The organism is Sphingomonas dokdonensis (assembly GCF_002197685.1).
GTDB classification, from domain to species: Bacteria; Pseudomonadota; Alphaproteobacteria; order Sphingomonadales; family Sphingomonadaceae; genus Sphingomonas; species Sphingomonas dokdonensis.
Genome location: NZ_NBBI01000001.1, coordinates 459855 through 477898, shown reverse-complemented (window position 1 = coordinate 477898; position 18044 = coordinate 459855). Strand labels below are relative to the sequence as shown.

Sequence of the window (18044 nt, the reverse complement as noted above, 5' to 3'; positions counted from 1 at the left end):
TCGTCAGAACACGCGCAGCAGGCGGATTTGCCCGCGCACGCCTTCCTTGAAGCCGTTGCGCACTGCGACGTCGGCGCCGACCTGCGTCATGATCTGCCACTTGGGCGTGAAATTGTGCCGCCACGTGCCGAGCAGCGACGTGGTCCGCGTGACGTTGTTCTGTTCGATTCCGTTGATCTTCGTCTCGCCGCCGGTGACATGCATGATGCGGGCGTTCAGCTCGTTGCGCGCGTCGAGCGGGAAGCGTGCAAAGCCCTGGATGCGAACCGTCGCCTTTTGCGTCAGATCGTCGGAGGCCGCACCGGCATCGTCGTTGTTGCCGTAGATCATCACGTCGCCCGAAAGCTCCGCGATGAAGTGCTTGCCGAAACCCTTCGAGTACACCGCCTGAAGCGATCCCTTCCAGCGGTTCTCGCCGAGGTTCAGCGCGCGCGATGCGCGATAGTCGCCGGTCGGGAGGAAGAGATAGGGCGTCACACCGAAGTACGACTGGTGCTCGGCGTCCTCGTGCAGCCACAAGGTACCGACCAAGATCGTGTCGCCGAAGCCGGTGGTCTTGCCCAGGCTCTTGGTCGATCCGCCGCCGGCCAGATGGCCGAATGGCTGAAGCACCTGATAGTCGAAGGTCATGCCGCCGATCTTGGTGAAGCCGACATAGCGCAGGATGGAGATCGCGCTCTCCAGTTCCGCGTCGTCATCGACCTTCTTGCCGTCCCGATACAGCGCACCGGCATTGGCATATTGCAGATAGACGAGGCCAAGCTGCGTGCCGTCCGGCGCCGGCACATAGTCTCCCGCGTCGATCGCCTGCGCGGTCGCAGGCATTGCCAATACCACCGGTCCAAAGCCGATTGTCGCCGCGGCAACCAGCCGCGTCATCGAAATACGAAGCGTCATCAATCCCCTCCCACCGCTTCTTAGCTTTCTCGCTTTGCGAAAAGCCGTAACGATGGGCGTATTGATTGCTTAGAAGGTCCGGTATATCGCCAAATCAGCAATCGTGGTTTCGCCTTTTGCGAAATAAAGGTATCTTTCAAGTCGGTGATCAGAGATCTCGTCACGCTGCGGCTCTTTGTTCGGGCGGCCGAAAGCGGCACGCTCAGCGAGGCGGCCGAACAGTCAAACCTTGCTTTGGCAGCGGCATCGCGCCGCATCGCGCTGATGGAGGAGCGGCTGAATGTTCGCCTGTTTCGGCGAAGCCGTCAGGGCTTGGCACTGACACCCGCCGGCGCGGTGCTGCTCGACCGCGCCCGGATTTTGCTGGAACAGGTACGGTCGATCGAGGGCGAATTGGCGGATTTCGCCGGTGGCATGCGCGGCACCATCAGGATCCAGACCAATCCGTCCGCCATTATCCAGTTCCTGCCCGCCGATCTCGCCGCCTTTGCCGCGGAACGGCCGGACGTGCGGCTCGATCTGGAAGAAAACATGAGTTCCGAGATCGTCAGTGCGGTAAGCGACGGCCGCGCCGACCTGGGCATCATCATCGGAGGCACGCCTGCGCCGCAGCTCGAGACGCTGCCCTATCGCACCGATCACCTCGCGCTGCTGGCACCGCGCGGCAGTCTGGCGGGCCGCACCAGCATCGCCTTTGCCGAGGTTCAGAACCAGGACTTCATCGGCTTGCTCAACTCCACCGCGCTAACTCGGACGCTGGTCGAACAGGCCGCACGCGCAGAGGTATCGCTCCGGCTGCGGATGCAGGTGCGCAGCTTCGACGGCGTATGCCGGATGGTGGAAGCCGGGTTCGGCTACGGCATCCTACCACTGATCGCAGCGCGCGGCTTTGCCGCCTCCATGAAGCTCGATGTCGTGCCGCTGTCCGATAGCTGGGCGACCAGGCGGATGCTGCTGTGCCTGCCAATCGGTACACTTCCGACTTCGCTGGTCGGAACGCTGGCCAGCCATCTGCAACAAACGGCCGGCACCCGCCCGACAGTGTCCTGAGAAGGACTGCACCATGGCCAGATGACCCGTAGCCGGTTGCGGGATGTTACAACGTTTCGTATCTGGTGTAGATCGACGGCAGAGCGGTTCAAGATCGTCGCGTCGCCACCAGCCACATGAGGATCGTTCTTGCTCGTTCGCGCCACTTCGCTTGCCCTGCTACTCTCCACCGCCACCGCGCCGGCTCTCGCACAGGAACAGCCTGCTCCACTGCCACCGACGCTGCCCTGGTCCGGCAAGAGCGAGGCGCTGGTCGCCAAGGCGGGCGATCCCTGGATCACCCCGGCCGAGGCGGCGCGTTTCGAGACGACGCCGCGCTATGCCGAGGTGAAGGCATGGCTCGAGCGGCTCGCCGCCGCCTCCCCGCTCATCACCGTGGAGACGTTCGGGCACACCACCGAAGGCCGCGACATGATCCTCGTGCGCGCGAGCAAGGGGCGCGGCGCGCAGGGTGCGGCGAAGCCCGTCGTGCTGGTGCAGGGCGGGATCCACGCGGGCGAGATCGACGGCAAGGACGCCGGGCTCATGCTGCTGCGTGACATCGCACTGCGCGGCAAAGCGGACCTGCTCGACGCGGTCGACCTGGTGTTCGTGCCGATCTACAACATCGACGGGCACGAACAGATGAGCCCGTACAATTTTCCGCACGTGCGTGGCCCGGCAAGCAAAGGCCGCGACGCCAACGCGCGCAACATCGACCTGAACCGTGACTATGCAAAGCTGGACGCGCCGGAATCGCGCTCGATGGTTGCGCTGATCCGGTCACTCGACCCGATCCTCTATGTCGATTGTCATGTCAGCGAGGGCTTCGACATGCAGTATGACATCACCTTCACCTATGCCGGTTGGGGCACCTATGCGCGGCATCGCGCGACGGCCGACTGGCTGATGGGCCGCTTCGGTCCCGCGGTGTCGACCGCGCTGACGAAGGCCGGCCACACGCCGATCATCTACCCAAGCCCGATCGACACGCGCCAGCCGTCCAAGGGCATTCGCTACAGCCCCGAAGGGCCGCGCTATTCGACCGGCTATGGCGACTTCATCGGCGTGCCGACCGTGCTGGTCGAAAACCACATGCTGAAGCCCTATCGCCAGCGCGTGCTGGGCACGTACGTCCTCCTTGAGGCGGCGCTGAAGGTTGCGGCGACGGATGCCGGCAGGATCGCTGCCGCCAAGGCGCAGGATCGTGCCAGCCGCCCGGCGACGCTGCTCACCCGCTGGACGCCCGCCAAGGAGCCGATCGGCTGGATCGAACGGTTCAAGGGCGTGGCATTCGACACCTATCGGTCCCCCGCATCGGGCCGGATGGAACAACGCTGGCTGGGCAAGCCCGTCACCTTCCGCATGCCGGTCATCGGACAGACCGCGACGGAGACGGTGCGCCTGCCCAAGGCGTGGTGGGTGCCCGCCGCGCAGACCGAGGTGATCGAGCGCCTGCGCCTGCACGGCATCGCGACCGAGACGATCACCGCCCCGCGCCGCCTGACGCTCGACAGCGTGCGCCTGGTCGACCCCGAGGTTCTGCAAGCGAGCGAAGGCCGCTATCCGATCACCGCCAAGTTCGAACACGAAACAGTCGAAGAGGACATGCCCGCGGGCAGCGTGCGGGTGCCCGCGGATCAGCCGCTCGGGCTGCTCGCGGCAGCGCTGCTGGAGCCGGAGAGCCAGGATTCGTTCCTCGCCTGGGGCTTCTTCCCCGAGATGCTCGCGCCCGCCCCGAACACGGACGCGTTCGTGCTCGCCGCGCTAGGCGACCGGCTGCTCGCGACCGACCCTACGGTGAAGGCGCGGTTCGACGCGAAGCTGAAGGCCGACGCGGCCTTTGCCGCCGATCCCGATGCGCGGCTTGCGTGGCTGTATGCCGAGGCGGGCCCCGGGCATCCCTACCCGTTCCGCTACCCCATCGCGCGCGAAGTCGACTGACTGCGGCTGAACACTGACGCCGAACTGATCCGCGACAAACGGCAACAAACCGTAACAATATAACGTCGTTAACTCTGTTGCGCTGCCGCGCACGATAAGTATGGCATGTTGCAACATATCGTTTTCGTCGGCTTGGCGCAGGTCGGGTCGGCGCTCAGGGAGTATCCATGTCCGTTCAGTCCAGCTTCGCCGTGCATCTGCGTTCGTCCGCCCTTGGGCTTGCGCTGATCGTCGGTGCGGCTCCAGCCTTCGCGCAGACGACCGCCACCAACCGCGGCGAACCCTCCGACATCGTCGTGCTGGGCACTCGTAGCTCGATCGACCGCACCCAATCGTCGGACATCGTCACCGAGCGCATGTCCCAGTCCAGCCGTTCGATCGAGCGCGACATCCTGGACGCGGCGGGCACCTATCGGCTGAGCGACGCCCTGGAACTGGTCAGCGGGTTCAGCCAGCAGAACAATCGCGGCGGGGTGATCGACAATTTCGCCGTGCGCGGCTTTCTGGGCACGCCCGATGGCGGCGCCGAATATTACGTGAACGGCTTTCTGGCGAACCGCGGCATGGCGCCGCCGCGCGATCCGGCCACGACCGAGCGGATCGAGGTGCTGAAGGGTCCGGCCGGCGCGCTGTTTGGCGACGTCGATCCGGGCGGGCGCGTCAACATCGTCACCAAGGTGCCGCGATTCACCCCGCACGCCAACGCCACGATCAGCTACGGGTCGTTCGACACCCGCCGGATCGAGGTGGATGCGACCGGCCCGCTGACCGACACGCTGGCGGGGCGGATCGTCGTGGCGGCGGAGGACAGCGACGGCTGGCGCGATTTCGTGACGGTCAATCGGCGCATCGTGTCGCCGTCGCTCACCTGGCAGCCGAGCGATGCGCTGCGCCTGACCTATACGGGCGAGTTCAGCCGCTTCGACACGCCATTCGATCGCGGCATCCCGGCGATAAACGGCGATGCCAACGCACTGCCGCGGAGTAACTGGTACGGCGAGCCGTCGAACGGCCTCACCCGATCGGTGAACGATCAGCATCAGTTGACCGGCCTGGCGCAACTGGGCAGCGGATGGACGCTCAACGGCGGCGTGGTCTGGCGCACCGGCACGCTGAAGGGCTTGTCGGCGGATCAGTCCCGCATCGTCGGCACTGCGCTGTGGCGGCAGCGCCGATCGCGCGACTTCAGCGTGGACGATCTGTCGGCGCGGCTCGAACTGGCGGGGCAGATCGGCCGGCATCGTGTCAGCGCGGGGATCAAGGGCTATCGCTTCCAGTATCAGGAGCGCTGGCTGCGCATCAATCCATCCGAAGCGGCGCCCTACGCCGTCGACCTGTTCAACCCTGTTTATGGCGCGGTGGCGGCGCCGCTTCGCCCGTTCACTAACAACGACGAAAACCGCTGGGTCGGCACCTTCTACATTCAGGACATGTGGGAAGTCACCGATCGCCTGACGCTGGTCGGCGGTGCGCGTATCGACCCGTACCAGCAGAAGATCGTCAACAACAACAGCGGCGTGACAGGACGTAACATCGACGAGCCCGTCAATTTCCGCGTGGGCGGCCGCTACCGGTTGACAGATGCTGTGGCAGTTCACGCGAACTGGGGCGAAAACTTCTCGTTGAACACTGGCACGGACCGCGACGGCAATGGCTTCGGGCCGGAGACGGGACGCGGGTATGAAGTGGGCATTGCCGCAAAACTGCCCGGCATTGATGTAGCTGCAACCTGGTTCGACATCCGTAAAAAGGACATCCTTACCACCAATCCGCGATACCCGGACTTTCTCGCTCCCGTTGGTAGCCTCGTCAGCCAAGGCATCGAACTGGATGCCTCGGCGCGTTTCGGGCGTCGATGGCAGATCGTTGCCAATTACGCTTGGCTAGATGCGAAGGCGGATGATGAGGCCTTTCCGACGCCAGATGTGCTGAACGTACCGGAGCATTCGGGCACCTTGCTGGTCGTGCACCGTATCCCCTCGGCGCGCGGCGAATGGCAGCTGAGCGGCGGCGTCGCCTATGTCGGGGACCGCACCGGCGCGGTGACACTGAACCCGATCATTCTCCCCGCCTATGTAAAGGCCAAGGCCGCGATCGAGGCACCGGTGACGGAAAACCTGCGCTTTCGGCTGGAGGCCGACAATCTGTTCGATCAGCGATACGCCGCCAGCTCCTACAGCGCGCTGTGGATCTACCCGGGCGCGCCGCGCACCATCCGGGCGTCGCTCCGCTTCGAGATTTGAGGACCCAATTCCATGAGCCACGACATTTCGAACGCGCCGAACGCGATCCACATCCAGGACCTGACGCTCTCTTATGACGAGCATCGCGTTCTGGACGGCCTGACGCTGCACGTGCCGGCGGGCAGCATCACCGCATTGCTGGGCGGCAATGGGGCGGGCAAGTCGACCACGCTGTCGACGCTGCTCGGCTTCGTGCGCGCGCAGTCGGGAACGGTGCTGGTTGCGGGGATCGATCCCGGCGTGGCGCCCGACGCGGCGCGGCGGCGGATCGCCTACCTGCCGGAGAATGTGGCATTGTACGAACATCTGACCGCGATCGAGAATGCGGACTATCTGCTGGCGCTGTCGGGTGATCGCAAGGATCGCGGCGTCATCACCGATGCGCTGGCCGCGGCAGGGCTTCAGGAACGCGCCTGGGACCAGCGGCTGGGCGGCTTTTCGAAGGGCATGCGGCAGAAGGTCGCGATCGCGGTCGCCCTGCTGCGCGAGGTGCCGGTGCTGCTGCTGGACGAGCCGACGTCCGGACTGGACCCGCGCGCCACGGCCGACTTCAATGCGCTGGTGCGGGCGGTGCGCGATCGCGGCACCGCGGTGCTGATGGTGACGCACGACCTGCTCTCCGCCGCGGACGTGGCGGATCGCATCGGCTTCCTCGAAGGCGGCCGGATCGTCGAGGAGGTCGCGGCGAGCGGCACCGAGCGGTTCGACGTGCGTGCGCTGCACGCCCGCTTCGCCGTCGCGTCGAAGCGGCTTGCGGCATGAGCGTGACCCGCCTCATCGCCCGCGACGAATTGCGCCTGATGGTGCGCAACCGGGTCGCGGTGATCGCCTTTGCGCTGCTGGTGTTGCTGACGTTGGTCGCGGTGCTGAGCTCCTGGTCGCACCAGCGCGGCAACGCCGAACTGCGCGCGCGGCACCAGCATGAGGCGGAACATGCCTTTGACGCGCAGCCCGATCGCCACCCGCACCGGGTGGTCCATTACGGCCATTTCATCTTCCGCCCGCTCGGCCCCCTCGCCGCCTTCGACCCCGGCGTGGACGCGTTCACCGGCAGCAGCATGTTCCTGGAAGGGCACCGGCAGAATACCGCCAATTTCGGCGACGTGCGCCAAAGCTCGCTGCTGGTCCGCTTCGGGCAGCTGACCCCGGCGTTCGTCCTTCAGGTGGTGGCGCCCCTGCTGCTGATCTTCCTCGGCTATGGCGCTTTGGCGCGCGAGACGGAGCGCGGCACGATCCGCATGCTGATGTTGCAGGGCGCAACGCGCGGCCAGGTGGTGCGCGGCAAGCTGATGGCGCTGGGCGCGGTGGCGCTGCTGACGGGATTGCCGGCGATGATCGGCTTTGTCGCGCTTGCCGGGCAGCCAGGGGCACTTGCGCTGCCGATGGCGACCATCGCGATCGGCTATGCGGCCTATCTGGCGCTATGGGTGGTGCTGATCGTCCTGGTGTCCGCCGCCGTTCGCCGCAGCCGCGACGCGCTGCTCGCACTGGTCGCGCTGTGGACGGTCGCCGTTGTGCTCCTGCCACGCGTCGCGCCCGACGTGGCGAGCGCCGCGGTGCCGCTGCAGAACCGGTTGCAGACCGATGTGGCGATCGCCCGCGACCTGCGTACCATGGGCGACAGCCACAATCCCGACGACCCCCATTTCGCCGCGTTCAAGCGATCGGTGCTCGACCGCTACGGCGTGACCCGCGTCGAGGACCTGCCGGTCAACTACAAGGGCCTGCTCGGACTGGAGGGGGAGCGGCTGACCACGACCCTGTTCGATCGCTATGCCACCGCCAGCTATGACGCGCAGCGCCGGCAGAACGCGCTCGTCGAGGGGATCGGTCTGCTGAGCCCGACCATCGCGCTCCGGTCGCTGTCGATGGCCGCAGCCGGCACCGATTTCGCCGGGCATCGCCGCTTCCTCGAACAGGCCGAGGCATATCGCTACGCGCTGGTCCAGCGGCTGAACAGGATGCAGGCGGAAGACGTCAGCTATGCCGACGATACAGCCGTCGACGCCGGTGCCGACCGTCGCAAGCGCGTGTCCGCCACCGCTTGGCAGCAAATGCCCGACTTCATCTACACGGCACCGAGCGGTGCGACACTGGCGGCTGGCGCGGCGCCGGGCCTTGCCATCGTGATCGGCTGGCTGGCGCTCGCCGCCGTCCTGCTCGCGCTCGCCACCCGTCGTCTGGGAGCCCGTCGATGAGCCTCGTCCGCTACGAATTGCGCCTGCTGCTCCGCCAGCGGCTCACCATCGTCGCGCTGGCGCTGCTCGGCGTGCTGACGATCGCGGCGCTGGTCAGCGGCATGGCGGAGGTCGCGCGGCAGCGCGCCGCCATCGCCGCGGTGCCGGCCGCCCAGGCGGAGGATATCGACGCGGTCGCCGATTACGTCGACCGGACCAAGGATGCCGGCAGCGCAGCCTATTACAGCTTCCACCCGACATGGGATGCACCCGCACCGCTCGCCTTCGCCGCCATCGGCATGCGCGATGTCGCGCCCTATATTCAGCGCGTCCGCGCGCTTGGGCTGGAGGCGCAGATCTATGACGGCGACACGTTCAATCCGGAGCTGGCGCTGCCCGGCCGCTTCGACTTCGCCTTTGTGCTGGTGTTCCTGTCGCCGCTGTTCGTGATCGCGCTGTTCCACGATCTGGTGTCCGGTGAGCGGGAGGCAGGGCGGCTCCGTACGCTGGAGGCGCTGCCGCATGGCGGTCGGGCGCTGTGGCGCCGCCGCACGTCGCTGCGTCTGGCGCTGCTGTGGGCGGTGCTGTCGATCCCTTTCGTCGTCGCCGCCGCGATCGAAGGCGTGTCGCTGCCGGTGATTGCGATCGTGGTGCTGGTGACCGCCGCTTATCTGCTGTTCTGGGTGGCGCTTGCCGTGCTGATCGGGCGGCTGCGCTGGAGCTCGGTGGCGAATGCCGCCACGCTTGCCGCGGCGTGGCTGGTACTCGTGCTGATCGTCCCCACGCTCGGCCATGTCGCGATCAACGCCGCGGTGCCCGTCGCGCAGGGCGCGGAGATCGCGCTCGCCCAGCGTGAGGCGGTCAACCACGCCTGGGACGTGCCACGCGAGAACACCATGCGCCGTTTTTACGCCAATCATCCCGAGTGGTCGGATTCGGCACCGCTCGGGCCGGAATTCCACTATAAATGGTACCTCGCCTTTCACCAGAACGGTGACGAGAGCGTGGCGAAGCGCGTGGCCGCGTACCGCGCCGGGCTGGAGGCGCGCGACGCTGCCGGCCGGGCGCTTGGCTGGGTACTGCCGTCGGTCGGCGTGCAGGGATTGCTCACCCGCCTCGCCGATACGGACCTGCGCGGCCGGCTCGCCTATCAGGACCGGGTACGCGATTTCCACGCGCGGTTGCGCGCGTTCTACTACCGCTACCTTTTCCGCGACCTGCCGTTCGGCAAGGCGGATTTTGACCGCGCGCCGGTATTTGAGGACGTGCCCGGGCGCTGAATGCAGCGCGGGCCGCTTGCTACGCCGTGCGATCGATCATGCGGCGTAGCCCGTCCACCGCGATTGCCGCACAGGCGGCGAGCAGCACGACGTCCTTGATCAGGAACTGCCCGGTTCGACCGAGAAAAGGCGCGTCATAGCCGCTCTCCCAAAAGGCCGGCGCGCCGATGGCGAAGCTGAGCGTGATGTAGAAGGTGGCGACGCCCATGAGGCCGCCGACCAGCCCGGCGCGCGTCGACCATGCGCCGGCCGCGATCATCGCACCGGTGGCAAGCTCGATCGTACCGATCACGTTGCTTGCGCCGCGTTCGCCCAGCAGCGGGTACATCCAGCCGAAGAGCGGATAGCTGGCGGCAAGCGTCGCCACCCCTTGCGCCTCATAGGCCGCGAATTTGGCGGTCCCGAACAGGGCGAAGATCAGAACAAGTGTCCAGCGCAGCCCGGCAGCCACGCCACGCTCGTACATACCGATATTTGCGTTCATCGTTTCACCCTTCGCGGCGGTAGTTCGCGACGGGCAGGCGAGCGGTTACACGATCATTGCGTTGGTGGACGGCAGGGCCGCTCGCTACCAGCGCAACAGGCGCGGGCCGAGCAACATGCCCAGCAGCGTCGCCAGTGCGATGCCCAGCGTGTACCAGGTCAGCACGAACAATGCGGACACCTCCGGACAATGGAGGCAATAGACGCTCGCTGCCGATGCACCGGCCGTCAGCCCGGCGGCAGCGCCGGCGGCGCGCAGCCGGGTCGGCGCTAGCCGGCGGAACGACCACAGCAGGCCAACGAAGATCGGCAGGGAGAATAGGAGCACCAGGGCGGGACACGCTAGCCAGCTCTGCCCCAGCCACATAGACAGCCAATCGGCGGGGGGCGTGCGCAGAAGCTCGATCAGCCCGACACAGGTCAGGAGAATCACGGGAATAATCGGCAGCCACAATCCGTGCAGTCTGCCGGTATCCGGTCGCGCCAGTTGAACCGTCACGGCCAGCGCCGCTGCCGACAGCGACAGCGTATAGCCCCACTTCAGCCAGTACGACGCGTGATGAACCGCAGCGGCGAGGTCCGCGCGTGGCCCAAGCCACAGGATTACAAGCACCGCGGACATCGCCGCACCGCAAGCGACGCCCATGGCGAGACGCGCACTCGGCCGCTCAGGTCGCATTGGGCGACTATCCTGCGAAAGCTTCAGGATCAGATCGTCGGTGTTCACCGGCAGGCTCCTGGCACTGCGCGGGGCGCATGGTCGCAGATCATCAAACATCCCTGCATCGTAAACTCTACGTCACGCCGCCGCCGAGCCATCGTCGGCGATACGGGCTGGAACGCCCCTTTATGCCCATAGGCGAGCGATACGCATCCATTCGATCGCGAGTGGCATCAGGTTACAGCTTTGGCCGGTCGCACAGGCAAAGATCGAGTGTGTCACGCCGCGTAACCTTATTCCCGCTCGGGCGAACTCCGATGCGACGACGCCAAGTCGTCGCCATATCGAATGGAGTACACCCTTGAAGCACCTGATCCTGATGAGCCTCGCCGCGCTGACCGTCGCCGCGCCGGCCGCTGCGCAATCTCAAGACGCCATGGCGACACAGGACAAGATGGCGAGCGACCACATGGCGCCGAAGATGACCGCGGCGCAGGCTCGCACCGCCAAACGCTGCATGTCGCTGTCCGCAGCCGCAAAGGCCAAGGATGCTGCTTGTCGCAAGCTCGCCCATGCACAGCCTGATGCGATGATGGCCGAAGATGCGATGGCGCCGCACTGAGGACCGCTGCTCCGCCGGCGTACGCATCGGTTGCGGCGCTGGCGGGCGCGACAACCCATCCGTCACCCCCGACCACCATGCACGGGAAGTCCCCGTGATCGACCTGACGGCGCAGGCTGCGTCGAAGCGTTCGCCTGAACCGCTCGCGGCGAAAGGCGGCGACCTTGCCTATAAGCATCGCCTGCCGACCCGGCTGTGGCATTGGACAAATGCGCTGGCGGTGATCGTCCTGCTGATGAGCGGGCTCATGATCTCGAACGCACATCCGCATCTCTACTGGGGACTGTTCGGCGCCAATTTCGACCAGCTGTGGTTCAACCCGCCGCGATTTCCCGGCTGGACGACCATACCGTCTACCTACAATCTGGCGCTGGCGCGCACGTGGCATCTGTTCTTCGCCTGGATCTTCGCATTCGGGCTGCTTGCGCACATGGTGATCGGCCTGGCCAACCGTCACATACAGCGCGACCTGACGTTTAGGCGCGCCGATCTTTCACCTGCGCATCTGTGGCAGGATGTGAAGGATCACGCCCGGCTGCGGTTCCCGACGGGTGCCGCCGCGCTTTCATACAATGTCATCCAGAAGATGACCTACGTGGCCGTCATTTTCCTGCTGCTGCCGACGATGATCGTCAGCGGGCTTTCGCTGTCGCCCGGCTTCAACGCCGTCATGCACTGGCCGCTCGATCTGGTGGGCGGACGCGCCACGATGCGGTCGCTCCATTTCATCGCCGCCGGGCTGATCGCGGCGTTCATCGCCGTCCATGTCGTGCTGGTGGTGCTTGCCGGTCCTTACAACGAAATCCGGTCGATGCTGACAGGCTGGTTTCGCGTGCCGCCCGGCCCAGTCGAACCGGCAGTCGCTCGCGAGCGCTGGGCGCCGCGCATCATTGGCCAGTATTTCGCGCGAGTCGAACGCACGGCGCAGGAGGATGCGGCATGAGCGGCGGGATCGGGCGCCGCGCGCTGATCACCGGCGCCGTCGCTGGCGCGGGCACGTTGCTCTCCGGCTGCGACCGGCTCGGCCGTGACGAACGGTTCCAGCGGCTGCTGCGTACCGGCGAAGGCGGTAATTACGCCGTGCTGCGGTTGCTGCAGGACCGCACGGCCCTGGCGCAGGAATTCCGCCCGGATCAGCGCTCACCCGTATTCCGGATGAACGGCGTCCGGATGCCCAATGGCGACGATTATGCCCGTCACCTCGCCACCGGCTTTGCGGATTGGCGCATCCCGGTGGAAGGTCTCGTCGCGCATCCGCAGGCGTATAGCATGGCGCAATTGCGCGCGATGCCGTCGCGAACGCAGATCACGCGGCACGATTGCGTGGAGGGCTGGAGCGCGATCGGCAAATGGACCGACGTGCCCCTGAGGCTGCTGCTTGATCGCGCGGGTGTCAGCCCGCAGGCGCGCTTTGTCGTGTTCCACTGCGCCGACCCGCAGTCGAACGGGACGATGTATTATGAATCGATCGATCGGATCGACGCGGCCCACCCACAGACGATCCTCGCTTGGGCGCTGAACGACGAACTGCTGCCACCGGGCAACGGAGCCCCGCTGCGGCTCCGGGTTGAACGGCAATTGGGCTACAAACAGGCGAAATACGTCCAACGTATCGAGCTGGTGTCGAGCTTGGCCGGGATCAACGGCGGCAAGGGCGGCTATTGGGAGGATGTGGCCGGCTATGAATGGTATGCCGGCCTCTAACCGGGCTTTGCCGCGCCGCATCTGGGCGCGGCTGGCAGGGCACCGCAATGGCGCCGATCGCCCTCAATCTGCGGTGCCCTGCCGCTGGATCAGGGCGGTCATGCGGGCAAGGCCGCGATGGATGTTCACCTTCACCAGCGACTGCGATTGCCCGGTCCGTGCAGATGCCTCCTCGATGCTGTAGCCCTGCAGCTTGACCAGCCGGATCACCGCCTGTTGCGCCGGCTTCAGCTCACCCAGCAGCTGGTCGAGCACGGCTGCGCTTGTCACGGCCGTCTCGTGATCCCCGATCGCCACGTCGTCGTCCAAAGCAGCCGTGTGCGTCCGCGTCATCGAGCGCAGCCGATCGATCCACTTGTAGCGCGCGCGATCGCGACCAGCCACGGTTTGAACGGCCGCGCGCGATCATACGTGTGCCGCTTGTCATGGATCGCGATCAGCGTGTCCTGCACCGCATCCTCCACCTGCGCGGGCGGCAGCCGACGCACGTAGAACCCGGTCAGCCAATGACGCAGCTCGCCGAGCAAGCGACGGTAGGGGCCGCCCTGCCCGTCCTGTGACGCGGCCATCAGCTGGCCCCAGTCACTGCCTTGCGACACGTCGGCGGGCATGCGCGCGCGTCTTCAGCCCTTCGCGGCGCCGATGATCGCCCCGCCGCTGCCGTCCTGCAGCAGCACGGCGGTGCGATAGGCATCACGGCGAACGGGCAACACGAAGCTTGATGCCTTGCCGGTCCAGCTGCCAATCTTCACCAACTCGCGCACGATGTTTCGGTGTGGCAGAGTGCGCCCGCCGTTCTCGCCGGCGCGGATCGGCACCTGTACGGTGCGCGGGTCATATCGCACCAACCACACGGTTGCGGGGCGTACGGCGCGGCCGCTTCCGATCTGCGCCCGGCCGCCCGCGATCGTGACGGACGGGCCCTTGATGCTGGTTTTGGCGATCAGCTCGACGAGCTGGGCGCGGTTCGCACCCACCACGTCGCCTTTACCATCGACGAAGACCTGCGGAGTCCAGACGCGGTCCCGCCCGCGCCTGTGGGCATAGTCCCACTGCCGCGCGGTGAACTGCGCCGAGGCGAACGTGTCCTTCCAGCCGAGCTTGTCCCAGTAGGTAACGCCGTAGGACAGCGCCAGGACATCGGGGTTCGCAGCAAGTGCATTGACGTTCGCCGCAGCCGGCGGGCAGCTGGAGCAGCCCTGGCTCTGGAACAGCTCAACCACGGTGAGGCGACCCGCCTGATTGGTCGGCGCTGATTTGCCGGTGCGCTGCTGCGCGGACGCGCTGGGTTGTACGGCGATGGTCAGGCCGACGCCGCCGATCGCGAGAGCGCCGGCCAGGGCAGAAGCATGAAGCGGTTTCATGGGCGAACTCCGTGTCGCATGATCTCAGGCCCGTTCCTGCAGTAAAGCCCGGCAGTGCCGGATCCGCCGGGAAGTTCGGCTCGGCCCACCGAGAAGTTACAGTGATGCGCCGGCCTTTCCCACACGCAGCGTCGATCAGATCGCCGTCGACCATGCGGTGATCCGGTCCGGAAGCTGATCCAGCACGGCGCCTCGATCTTTCGATCCGTCCCGGTCAGGATGGCGGCGCCGACGAGTAGAAGCAGCACGCCCAGCACGACCTTGCCCCTGCCGCCCGCCGTCATCAGCCGCCCACGCCACCGCGCCAGCATGCCACGAGCGGCAACCGCGATCAGGAGGAGGACGGTAGCGATACCGAGCCCGAAGGCGAGCATGACGGCGAACACTCCGCCCAGATCCCGGCCCTCCGCGGCAAGCGCCACCGCTGCCCCGAGCGTCGGGCCGACGCACGGCGCCCAGACAATGCCGAGCAACGCACCCACCGCCGCCTGGCCCCACAAGCCGGCCCGCGGCGCAAGCGCATCCTGGCGGCGGGTCGCCCAGGCAGCCAACGGTGTAGCCAGCCGACCAAGCGCATCCTGCGCCCGTTGCGACAGGAGAAGCACGCCGGCGAGGCACAGCACCACCGCCCCGGCGGCACGCACCGCCAGCGTGTCTATGCCTAGCGCCTGCCCGAACGCCGCCACGACGAACCCGGTCGTGGTGAACGCGACCACCAGCCCCGCGGCGAGCGCGAGCGGTGCCAGCCGGTGCCGCCGCGCCGCGGACGAAAGAACGATCGGCACCAACGGCAGCACACAGGGCGAAAGGATCGTCAGCGCGCCGGCAGCATAGGCCAGGACGGGTTGGAGAACGCCGGTCACGCTGCGTCAGGCGATCGCACCGCGGATCACCGCGTTAACCTTTGTGTCGTCCGTTTCATGCGCGATGCGCCCGGTTTCGCGTCGTCCGCGAAAGGCGATCAGGGTGGATTGCTGCGTTGCGCCGAACCGCCGCCAGAGTAACTTTTGCGTGTCATAGTCGATGCGAAAGACCTGCATGGCCCGCATCGCCGGTTCCGCCGTCAGCCGCTCGATCGTCTTCTGCTGCTGGCGGCATACCGGACACCATGGCGCGTGCACCCAGATCAGGATCGGCCTTCCCGCCTTCTGTGCCGCATCGAACGCGGCCTGATCGAACGCCTGGACGGCCGGCGCGGCCGCTGCCGGCGCTATCAGCACCGGAAAGGCTGCCGTCAGCGTGGCAACGGCGATGATCATGGGCATGCGACGCATCGTGAGAACTCCGGCTGGTGTAGGTGCCAGCGGGGTTCGACCTAAACGCCGCCGTCGTTACACTCCCAGCCGCCAAGGCAATCAGCAGGTTGCCTGCCCGACTTTTCACGCCCGCTACACGATTGGTAAATAAAACTTCTTGCGCCGTGCGTCCAAACTTCGCTGTCGAACGTATCGTCGGTAGGCCCGTACGAAGAGAAGCAACCCCGAACCCTCGCGGGCCGATGGGAGGTGCCAAGTGACGACGCAACAGGACCAGGTGATCGAGGCGTTCGAGGGACGCGCCGATCGGCGACGCGATCGTCGCGCGTTCTTTACAGCCGCACTAGGCGCCGCTGCCGCGGGTGGAGCATTCGTCTATGCCGACGCTGCCAAAGCGCAGACGCTCACGGACGCGGATGTGCTGAACTTTGCGCTGAACCTCGAATATCTCGAGGCGCAATTCTACCTCTATGCCCTCAACGGCAGCGGACTTTCCTCCAGCCTGACCGCCGCCCCGTCCGGCAGCGCGGGCGGTACCGTCACCGGCGGTGCCAAGGTTGACTTCACGGGTGACCCGCTGGTCGGCGCCTATGCGCGCGAGATCGCCGCCGACGAGGAAGCGCACGTCAAGTTCCTGCGCAACGCCTTGGGTAGCGCCGCGGTGGCGATGCCCAACATCAACATTTCGGGCGACGCGTCCGGCCCGTTCACCGCCGCCGCGCGCGCCGCCGGCGTGGTCGGCGCCACGGAAACCTTCAATCCGTATGCCAATCCGAACAATTTCCTGCTCGGCGCCTTCATCTTCGAGGACGTCGGCGTCACCGCCTATAAGGGCGCAGCGCCGCTGCTGACCAACAAGACCTTCCTTGAGGCAGCCGCGGGCATTCTGGCCGTAGAGGCTTACCATGCCGCAATGGTACGCACGACGCTCTATACCAAGGGCATCAGCGCGCTCGTGGACGCGACCGAGAAGATTTCCAATGCCCGCGATTCACTCGACGGCAACCCGACGGAAGATCGCGTGCGCGGCATCGGGCCGGACGACGATCAGGGCATTGCACCTACCGGCAGCGGCGCGACGCTGACGTCCAACATCGCCCCGTTGAACGCAAACGGCCTCGCGTTCAGCCGGACGACCGGCCAGGTCCTCAACATCGTCTATCTGAATGCGGGCAGCGCAACGATGGGCGGGTTCTTCCCCAATGGCGTGAACGGCAACATCCGGTCGACGACCTGAGCGCGACGATGCGCTCACGACCTCTTTCACGCTTTTTCCGGGACACAGATCATGATTGACCATCGCAAGGCTCTCGACATCCTCGCCGCATCGGACGCACGGCGCGCGGCGCGCCGTCGCTTTATCAAGGTTGCCGGCGGCAGTACGCTGGCGCTCTCCGGCGCGACGTTGCTCTCCGGCTGTTTCGACGACGACAACAACGACAACATCATCCCGCCGACACCTGTTCCTTCACCTACGCCCACGCCGACCGCAGCGCCGGTGACCGATGCCGACATTCTCAATCTCGCGCTCAACCTCGAATATCTGGAAGCGCAATTCTATTCGTTCGCGGTAAACGGCACCGGCCTTGCCGCGGCGCAGACGGCGAGCGGCGGCGGCGCTGCCGGCGGCACTGTCACCGGCGGTGCCAGGGTCGATTTCTCGGGCGATCCGGTCGTCGGCGCTTATGCCCGCGAGATCGCCGCGGACGAAGTGGCGCACGTCGCTTTCTTGCGCAACGCGCTGGGATCGGCAGCGGTGGCCATGCCCAACATCAATATCTCGGGTGACGCCAACGGTGCCTTCACGGCAGCCGCCCGCGCCGCCGGCGTGGTTGGCGCCAACGAGACGTTCAATCCCTATTCCTCCCCCGAGAACTTCCTCCTCGGCGCGTTCCTGTTCGAGGACGTGGGCGTTAGCGCCTACAAGGGGGCGGCACCGCTGCTGTCGAGCAAGATCTATCTGGAAGCCGCGGCAGGCATCCTCGCGGCCGAGGCGTATCACGCCGGGCTGGTCCGCACGGTGCTCTACGCCAAGGGCATGTCAACGGCAGCGCTGGTGACGGCGACCACCAAGATTTCCGATGCGCGCGACCAGCTCGACAAGAATGGCGACTCCGATCAGGGCATCGCCGGCGCCAACGGAGCATCGAACATCGTTCTCGCCGATGGCGATGGCATCGCCTACAGTCGCAATAGCCAGCAGGTGCACAACATTGTGTACCTCAACGCCACTGGCGCAAATCGTACGGGCGGCGGTTTCTTCCCGAACGGAACGAACAACGGCAATGCCAGCCTGCGGGTCGGCCTGCCGTCCTGATCTGCGCATAACCGCTGAAAATCAGGTGGCCGGCTGATGAAGCCGGCCACTTTTTTATTGGCATAAC

At 66.2% G+C, this 18044-nt stretch carries 19 protein-coding genes; 11 read left to right on the top strand and 8 right to left on the bottom strand.

The window, feature by feature from the left end; translation table 11 throughout:
* Positions 1-3: 3 nt before the first annotated feature.
* Positions 4-897: a transporter gene (locus tag SPDO_RS02305; protein WP_088365811.1), complete on the bottom strand. Its 894-nt coding sequence runs from the start codon at positions 895-897 to the stop codon at positions 4-6.
* 144 nt (positions 898-1041) lie between these two features.
* Between SPDO_RS02305 and SPDO_RS02300 the strand changes: the two genes are divergently transcribed.
* The 6 genes from SPDO_RS02300 to SPDO_RS02275 all read left to right on the top strand — a co-directional run bounded on the left by SPDO_RS02300 (position 1042) and on the right by SPDO_RS02275 (position 9570).
* On the top strand, positions 1042-1947 hold the full coding sequence (locus SPDO_RS02300; protein ID WP_088365810.1) for a LysR family transcriptional regulator: 906 nt from the start codon (positions 1042-1044) through the stop codon (positions 1945-1947).
* Positions 1948-2076: 129 nt separating this feature from the next.
* Entirely contained in the window at positions 2077-3870 is a 1794-nt protein-coding gene (locus SPDO_RS02295) for a M14 family metallopeptidase (RefSeq protein ID WP_088365809.1), read from the top strand.
* Between the two features lie 167 nt (positions 3871-4037).
* The gene (locus SPDO_RS02290) at positions 4038-6113 is read left to right on the top strand and encodes a TonB-dependent siderophore receptor (RefSeq protein ID WP_088365808.1); all 2076 of its coding nucleotides are present in this window, start codon (positions 4038-4040) and stop codon (positions 6111-6113) included.
* A 12-nt stretch (positions 6114-6125) separates the two neighbouring features.
* The gene (locus SPDO_RS02285; RefSeq protein WP_088365807.1) at positions 6126-6875 is read left to right on the top strand and encodes an ABC transporter ATP-binding protein; all 750 of its coding nucleotides are present in this window, start codon (positions 6126-6128) and stop codon (positions 6873-6875) included.
* A complete protein-coding gene (locus SPDO_RS02280; RefSeq protein ID WP_088365806.1) occupies positions 6872-8311 on the top strand; it encodes an ABC transporter permease in 1440 nt (479 codons plus the stop codon). Before SPDO_RS02285 ends, SPDO_RS02280 begins: the two co-directional genes overlap by 4 nt.
* Positions 8308-9570, top strand: a complete 1263-nt coding sequence (locus SPDO_RS02275; protein ID WP_088365805.1) for an ABC transporter permease — start codon at positions 8308-8310, stop codon at positions 9568-9570. Before SPDO_RS02280 ends, SPDO_RS02275 begins: the two co-directional genes overlap by 4 nt.
* A gap of 19 nt (positions 9571-9589) precedes the next feature.
* Here SPDO_RS02275 and SPDO_RS02270 read toward each other — a convergent pair whose 3' ends face one another.
* Together SPDO_RS02270 and SPDO_RS02265 are read right to left on the bottom strand one after the other, a co-directional pair.
* Positions 9590-10054, bottom strand: coding sequence for a YkgB family protein (locus SPDO_RS02270; protein ID WP_088365804.1), 465 nt, complete (start codon positions 10052-10054; stop codon positions 9590-9592).
* Positions 10055-10138: 84 nt separating this feature from the next.
* On the bottom strand, positions 10139-10780 hold the full coding sequence (locus SPDO_RS02265) for a DUF1109 domain-containing protein (protein WP_088365803.1): 642 nt from the start codon (positions 10778-10780) through the stop codon (positions 10139-10141).
* Positions 10781-11075: 295 nt separating this feature from the next.
* Here SPDO_RS02265 and SPDO_RS02260 point away from each other — a divergent pair, with 295 nt between their 5' ends.
* The 3 genes from SPDO_RS02260 (at position 11076) to SPDO_RS02250 (ending at position 13040) form a co-directional block, all read left to right on the top strand.
* A complete protein-coding gene (locus SPDO_RS02260; protein ID WP_088365802.1) occupies positions 11076-11336 on the top strand; it encodes a hypothetical protein in 261 nt (86 codons plus the stop codon).
* A 181-nt stretch (positions 11337-11517) separates the two neighbouring features.
* Entirely contained in the window at positions 11518-12279 is a 762-nt protein-coding gene (locus tag SPDO_RS02255; RefSeq protein WP_245829145.1) for a cytochrome b/b6 domain-containing protein, read from the top strand.
* The gene (locus SPDO_RS02250; RefSeq protein WP_088365800.1) at positions 12276-13040 is read left to right on the top strand and encodes a molybdopterin-binding protein; all 765 of its coding nucleotides are present in this window, start codon (positions 12276-12278) and stop codon (positions 13038-13040) included. Before SPDO_RS02255 ends, SPDO_RS02250 begins: the two co-directional genes overlap by 4 nt.
* 63 nt (positions 13041-13103) lie before the next feature.
* Here SPDO_RS02250 and SPDO_RS17305 read toward each other — a convergent pair whose 3' ends face one another.
* From SPDO_RS17305 to SPDO_RS02230, 5 genes are read right to left on the bottom strand one after another with little or no spacing between them, the layout of a single operon-like run.
* Positions 13104-13373 carry a sigma factor-like helix-turn-helix DNA-binding protein gene (locus SPDO_RS17305; RefSeq protein WP_342746649.1) on the bottom strand — a complete coding sequence of 90 codons (270 nt, stop codon included), beginning with the start codon at positions 13371-13373 and terminating at the stop codon, positions 13104-13106.
* A complete protein-coding gene (locus tag SPDO_RS17300; protein WP_342746648.1) occupies positions 13370-13651 on the bottom strand; it encodes a sigma factor in 282 nt (93 codons plus the stop codon). Before SPDO_RS17300 ends, SPDO_RS17305 begins: the two co-directional genes overlap by 4 nt.
* 12 nt (positions 13652-13663) lie before the next feature.
* A complete protein-coding gene (locus SPDO_RS02240; RefSeq protein WP_088365799.1) occupies positions 13664-14404 on the bottom strand; it encodes a DUF1223 domain-containing protein in 741 nt (246 codons plus the stop codon).
* Positions 14401-15267 carry a cytochrome c biogenesis CcdA family protein gene (locus SPDO_RS02235; protein WP_088365798.1) on the bottom strand — a complete coding sequence of 289 codons (867 nt, stop codon included), beginning with the start codon at positions 15265-15267 and terminating at the stop codon, positions 14401-14403. The genes SPDO_RS02240 and SPDO_RS02235 overlap by 4 nt, the downstream gene beginning before the upstream one ends.
* A gap of 6 nt (positions 15268-15273) precedes the next feature.
* Positions 15274-15678, bottom strand: coding sequence for a thioredoxin family protein (locus tag SPDO_RS02230; RefSeq protein WP_211279974.1), 405 nt, complete (start codon positions 15676-15678; stop codon positions 15274-15276).
* A 238-nt stretch (positions 15679-15916) separates the two neighbouring features.
* Between SPDO_RS02230 and SPDO_RS02225 the strand changes: the two genes are divergently transcribed.
* Together SPDO_RS02225 and SPDO_RS02220 are read left to right on the top strand one after the other, a co-directional pair.
* Positions 15917-16897 carry a ferritin-like domain-containing protein gene (locus SPDO_RS02225; RefSeq protein ID WP_088365797.1) on the top strand — a complete coding sequence of 327 codons (981 nt, stop codon included), beginning with the start codon at positions 15917-15919 and terminating at the stop codon, positions 16895-16897.
* 51 nt (positions 16898-16948) lie between these two features.
* Positions 16949-17977 (top strand): ferritin-like domain-containing protein, encoded by a 1029-nt coding sequence (locus SPDO_RS02220; protein ID WP_088365796.1) that lies wholly within the window; start codon positions 16949-16951, stop codon positions 17975-17977.
* Positions 17978-18044: the final 67 nt, after the last annotated feature.

Excerpts from the sequence above, each read along its gene's own strand:
- SPDO_RS02305 (WP_088365811.1), bottom strand. The coding sequence starts at position 897 with ATGACGCTTCGTATTTCGATGACGCGGCTGGTTGCCGCGGCGACAATC.
- SPDO_RS02290 (WP_088365808.1), top strand. The coding sequence starts at position 4,038 with ATGTCCGTTCAGTCCAGCTTCGCCGTGCATCTGCGTTCGTCCGCCCTT.
- SPDO_RS02285 (WP_088365807.1), top strand. The coding sequence starts at position 6,126 with ATGAGCCACGACATTTCGAACGCGCCGAACGCGATCCACATCCAGGAC.
- SPDO_RS02280 (WP_088365806.1), top strand. The coding sequence starts at position 6,872 with ATGAGCGTGACCCGCCTCATCGCCCGCGACGAATTGCGCCTGATGGTG.
- SPDO_RS02275 (WP_088365805.1), top strand. The coding sequence starts at position 8,308 with ATGAGCCTCGTCCGCTACGAATTGCGCCTGCTGCTCCGCCAGCGGCTC.
- SPDO_RS02270 (WP_088365804.1), bottom strand. The coding sequence starts at position 10,054 with ATGAACGCAAATATCGGTATGTACGAGCGTGGCGTGGCTGCCGGGCTG.
- SPDO_RS02250 (WP_088365800.1), top strand. The coding sequence starts at position 12,276 with ATGAGCGGCGGGATCGGGCGCCGCGCGCTGATCACCGGCGCCGTCGCT.
- SPDO_RS17305 (WP_342746649.1), bottom strand. The coding sequence starts at position 13,373 with ATGACGCGGACGCACACGGCTGCTTTGGACGACGACGTGGCGATCGGG.
- SPDO_RS17300 (WP_342746648.1), bottom strand. The coding sequence starts at position 13,651 with ATGCCCGCCGACGTGTCGCAAGGCAGTGACTGGGGCCAGCTGATGGCC.
- SPDO_RS02240 (WP_088365799.1), bottom strand. The coding sequence starts at position 14,404 with ATGAAACCGCTTCATGCTTCTGCCCTGGCCGGCGCTCTCGCGATCGGC.
- SPDO_RS02230 (WP_211279974.1), bottom strand. The coding sequence starts at position 15,678 with ATGCGTCGCATGCCCATGATCATCGCCGTTGCCACGCTGACGGCAGCC.
- SPDO_RS02220 (WP_088365796.1), top strand. The coding sequence starts at position 16,949 with ATGATTGACCATCGCAAGGCTCTCGACATCCTCGCCGCATCGGACGCA.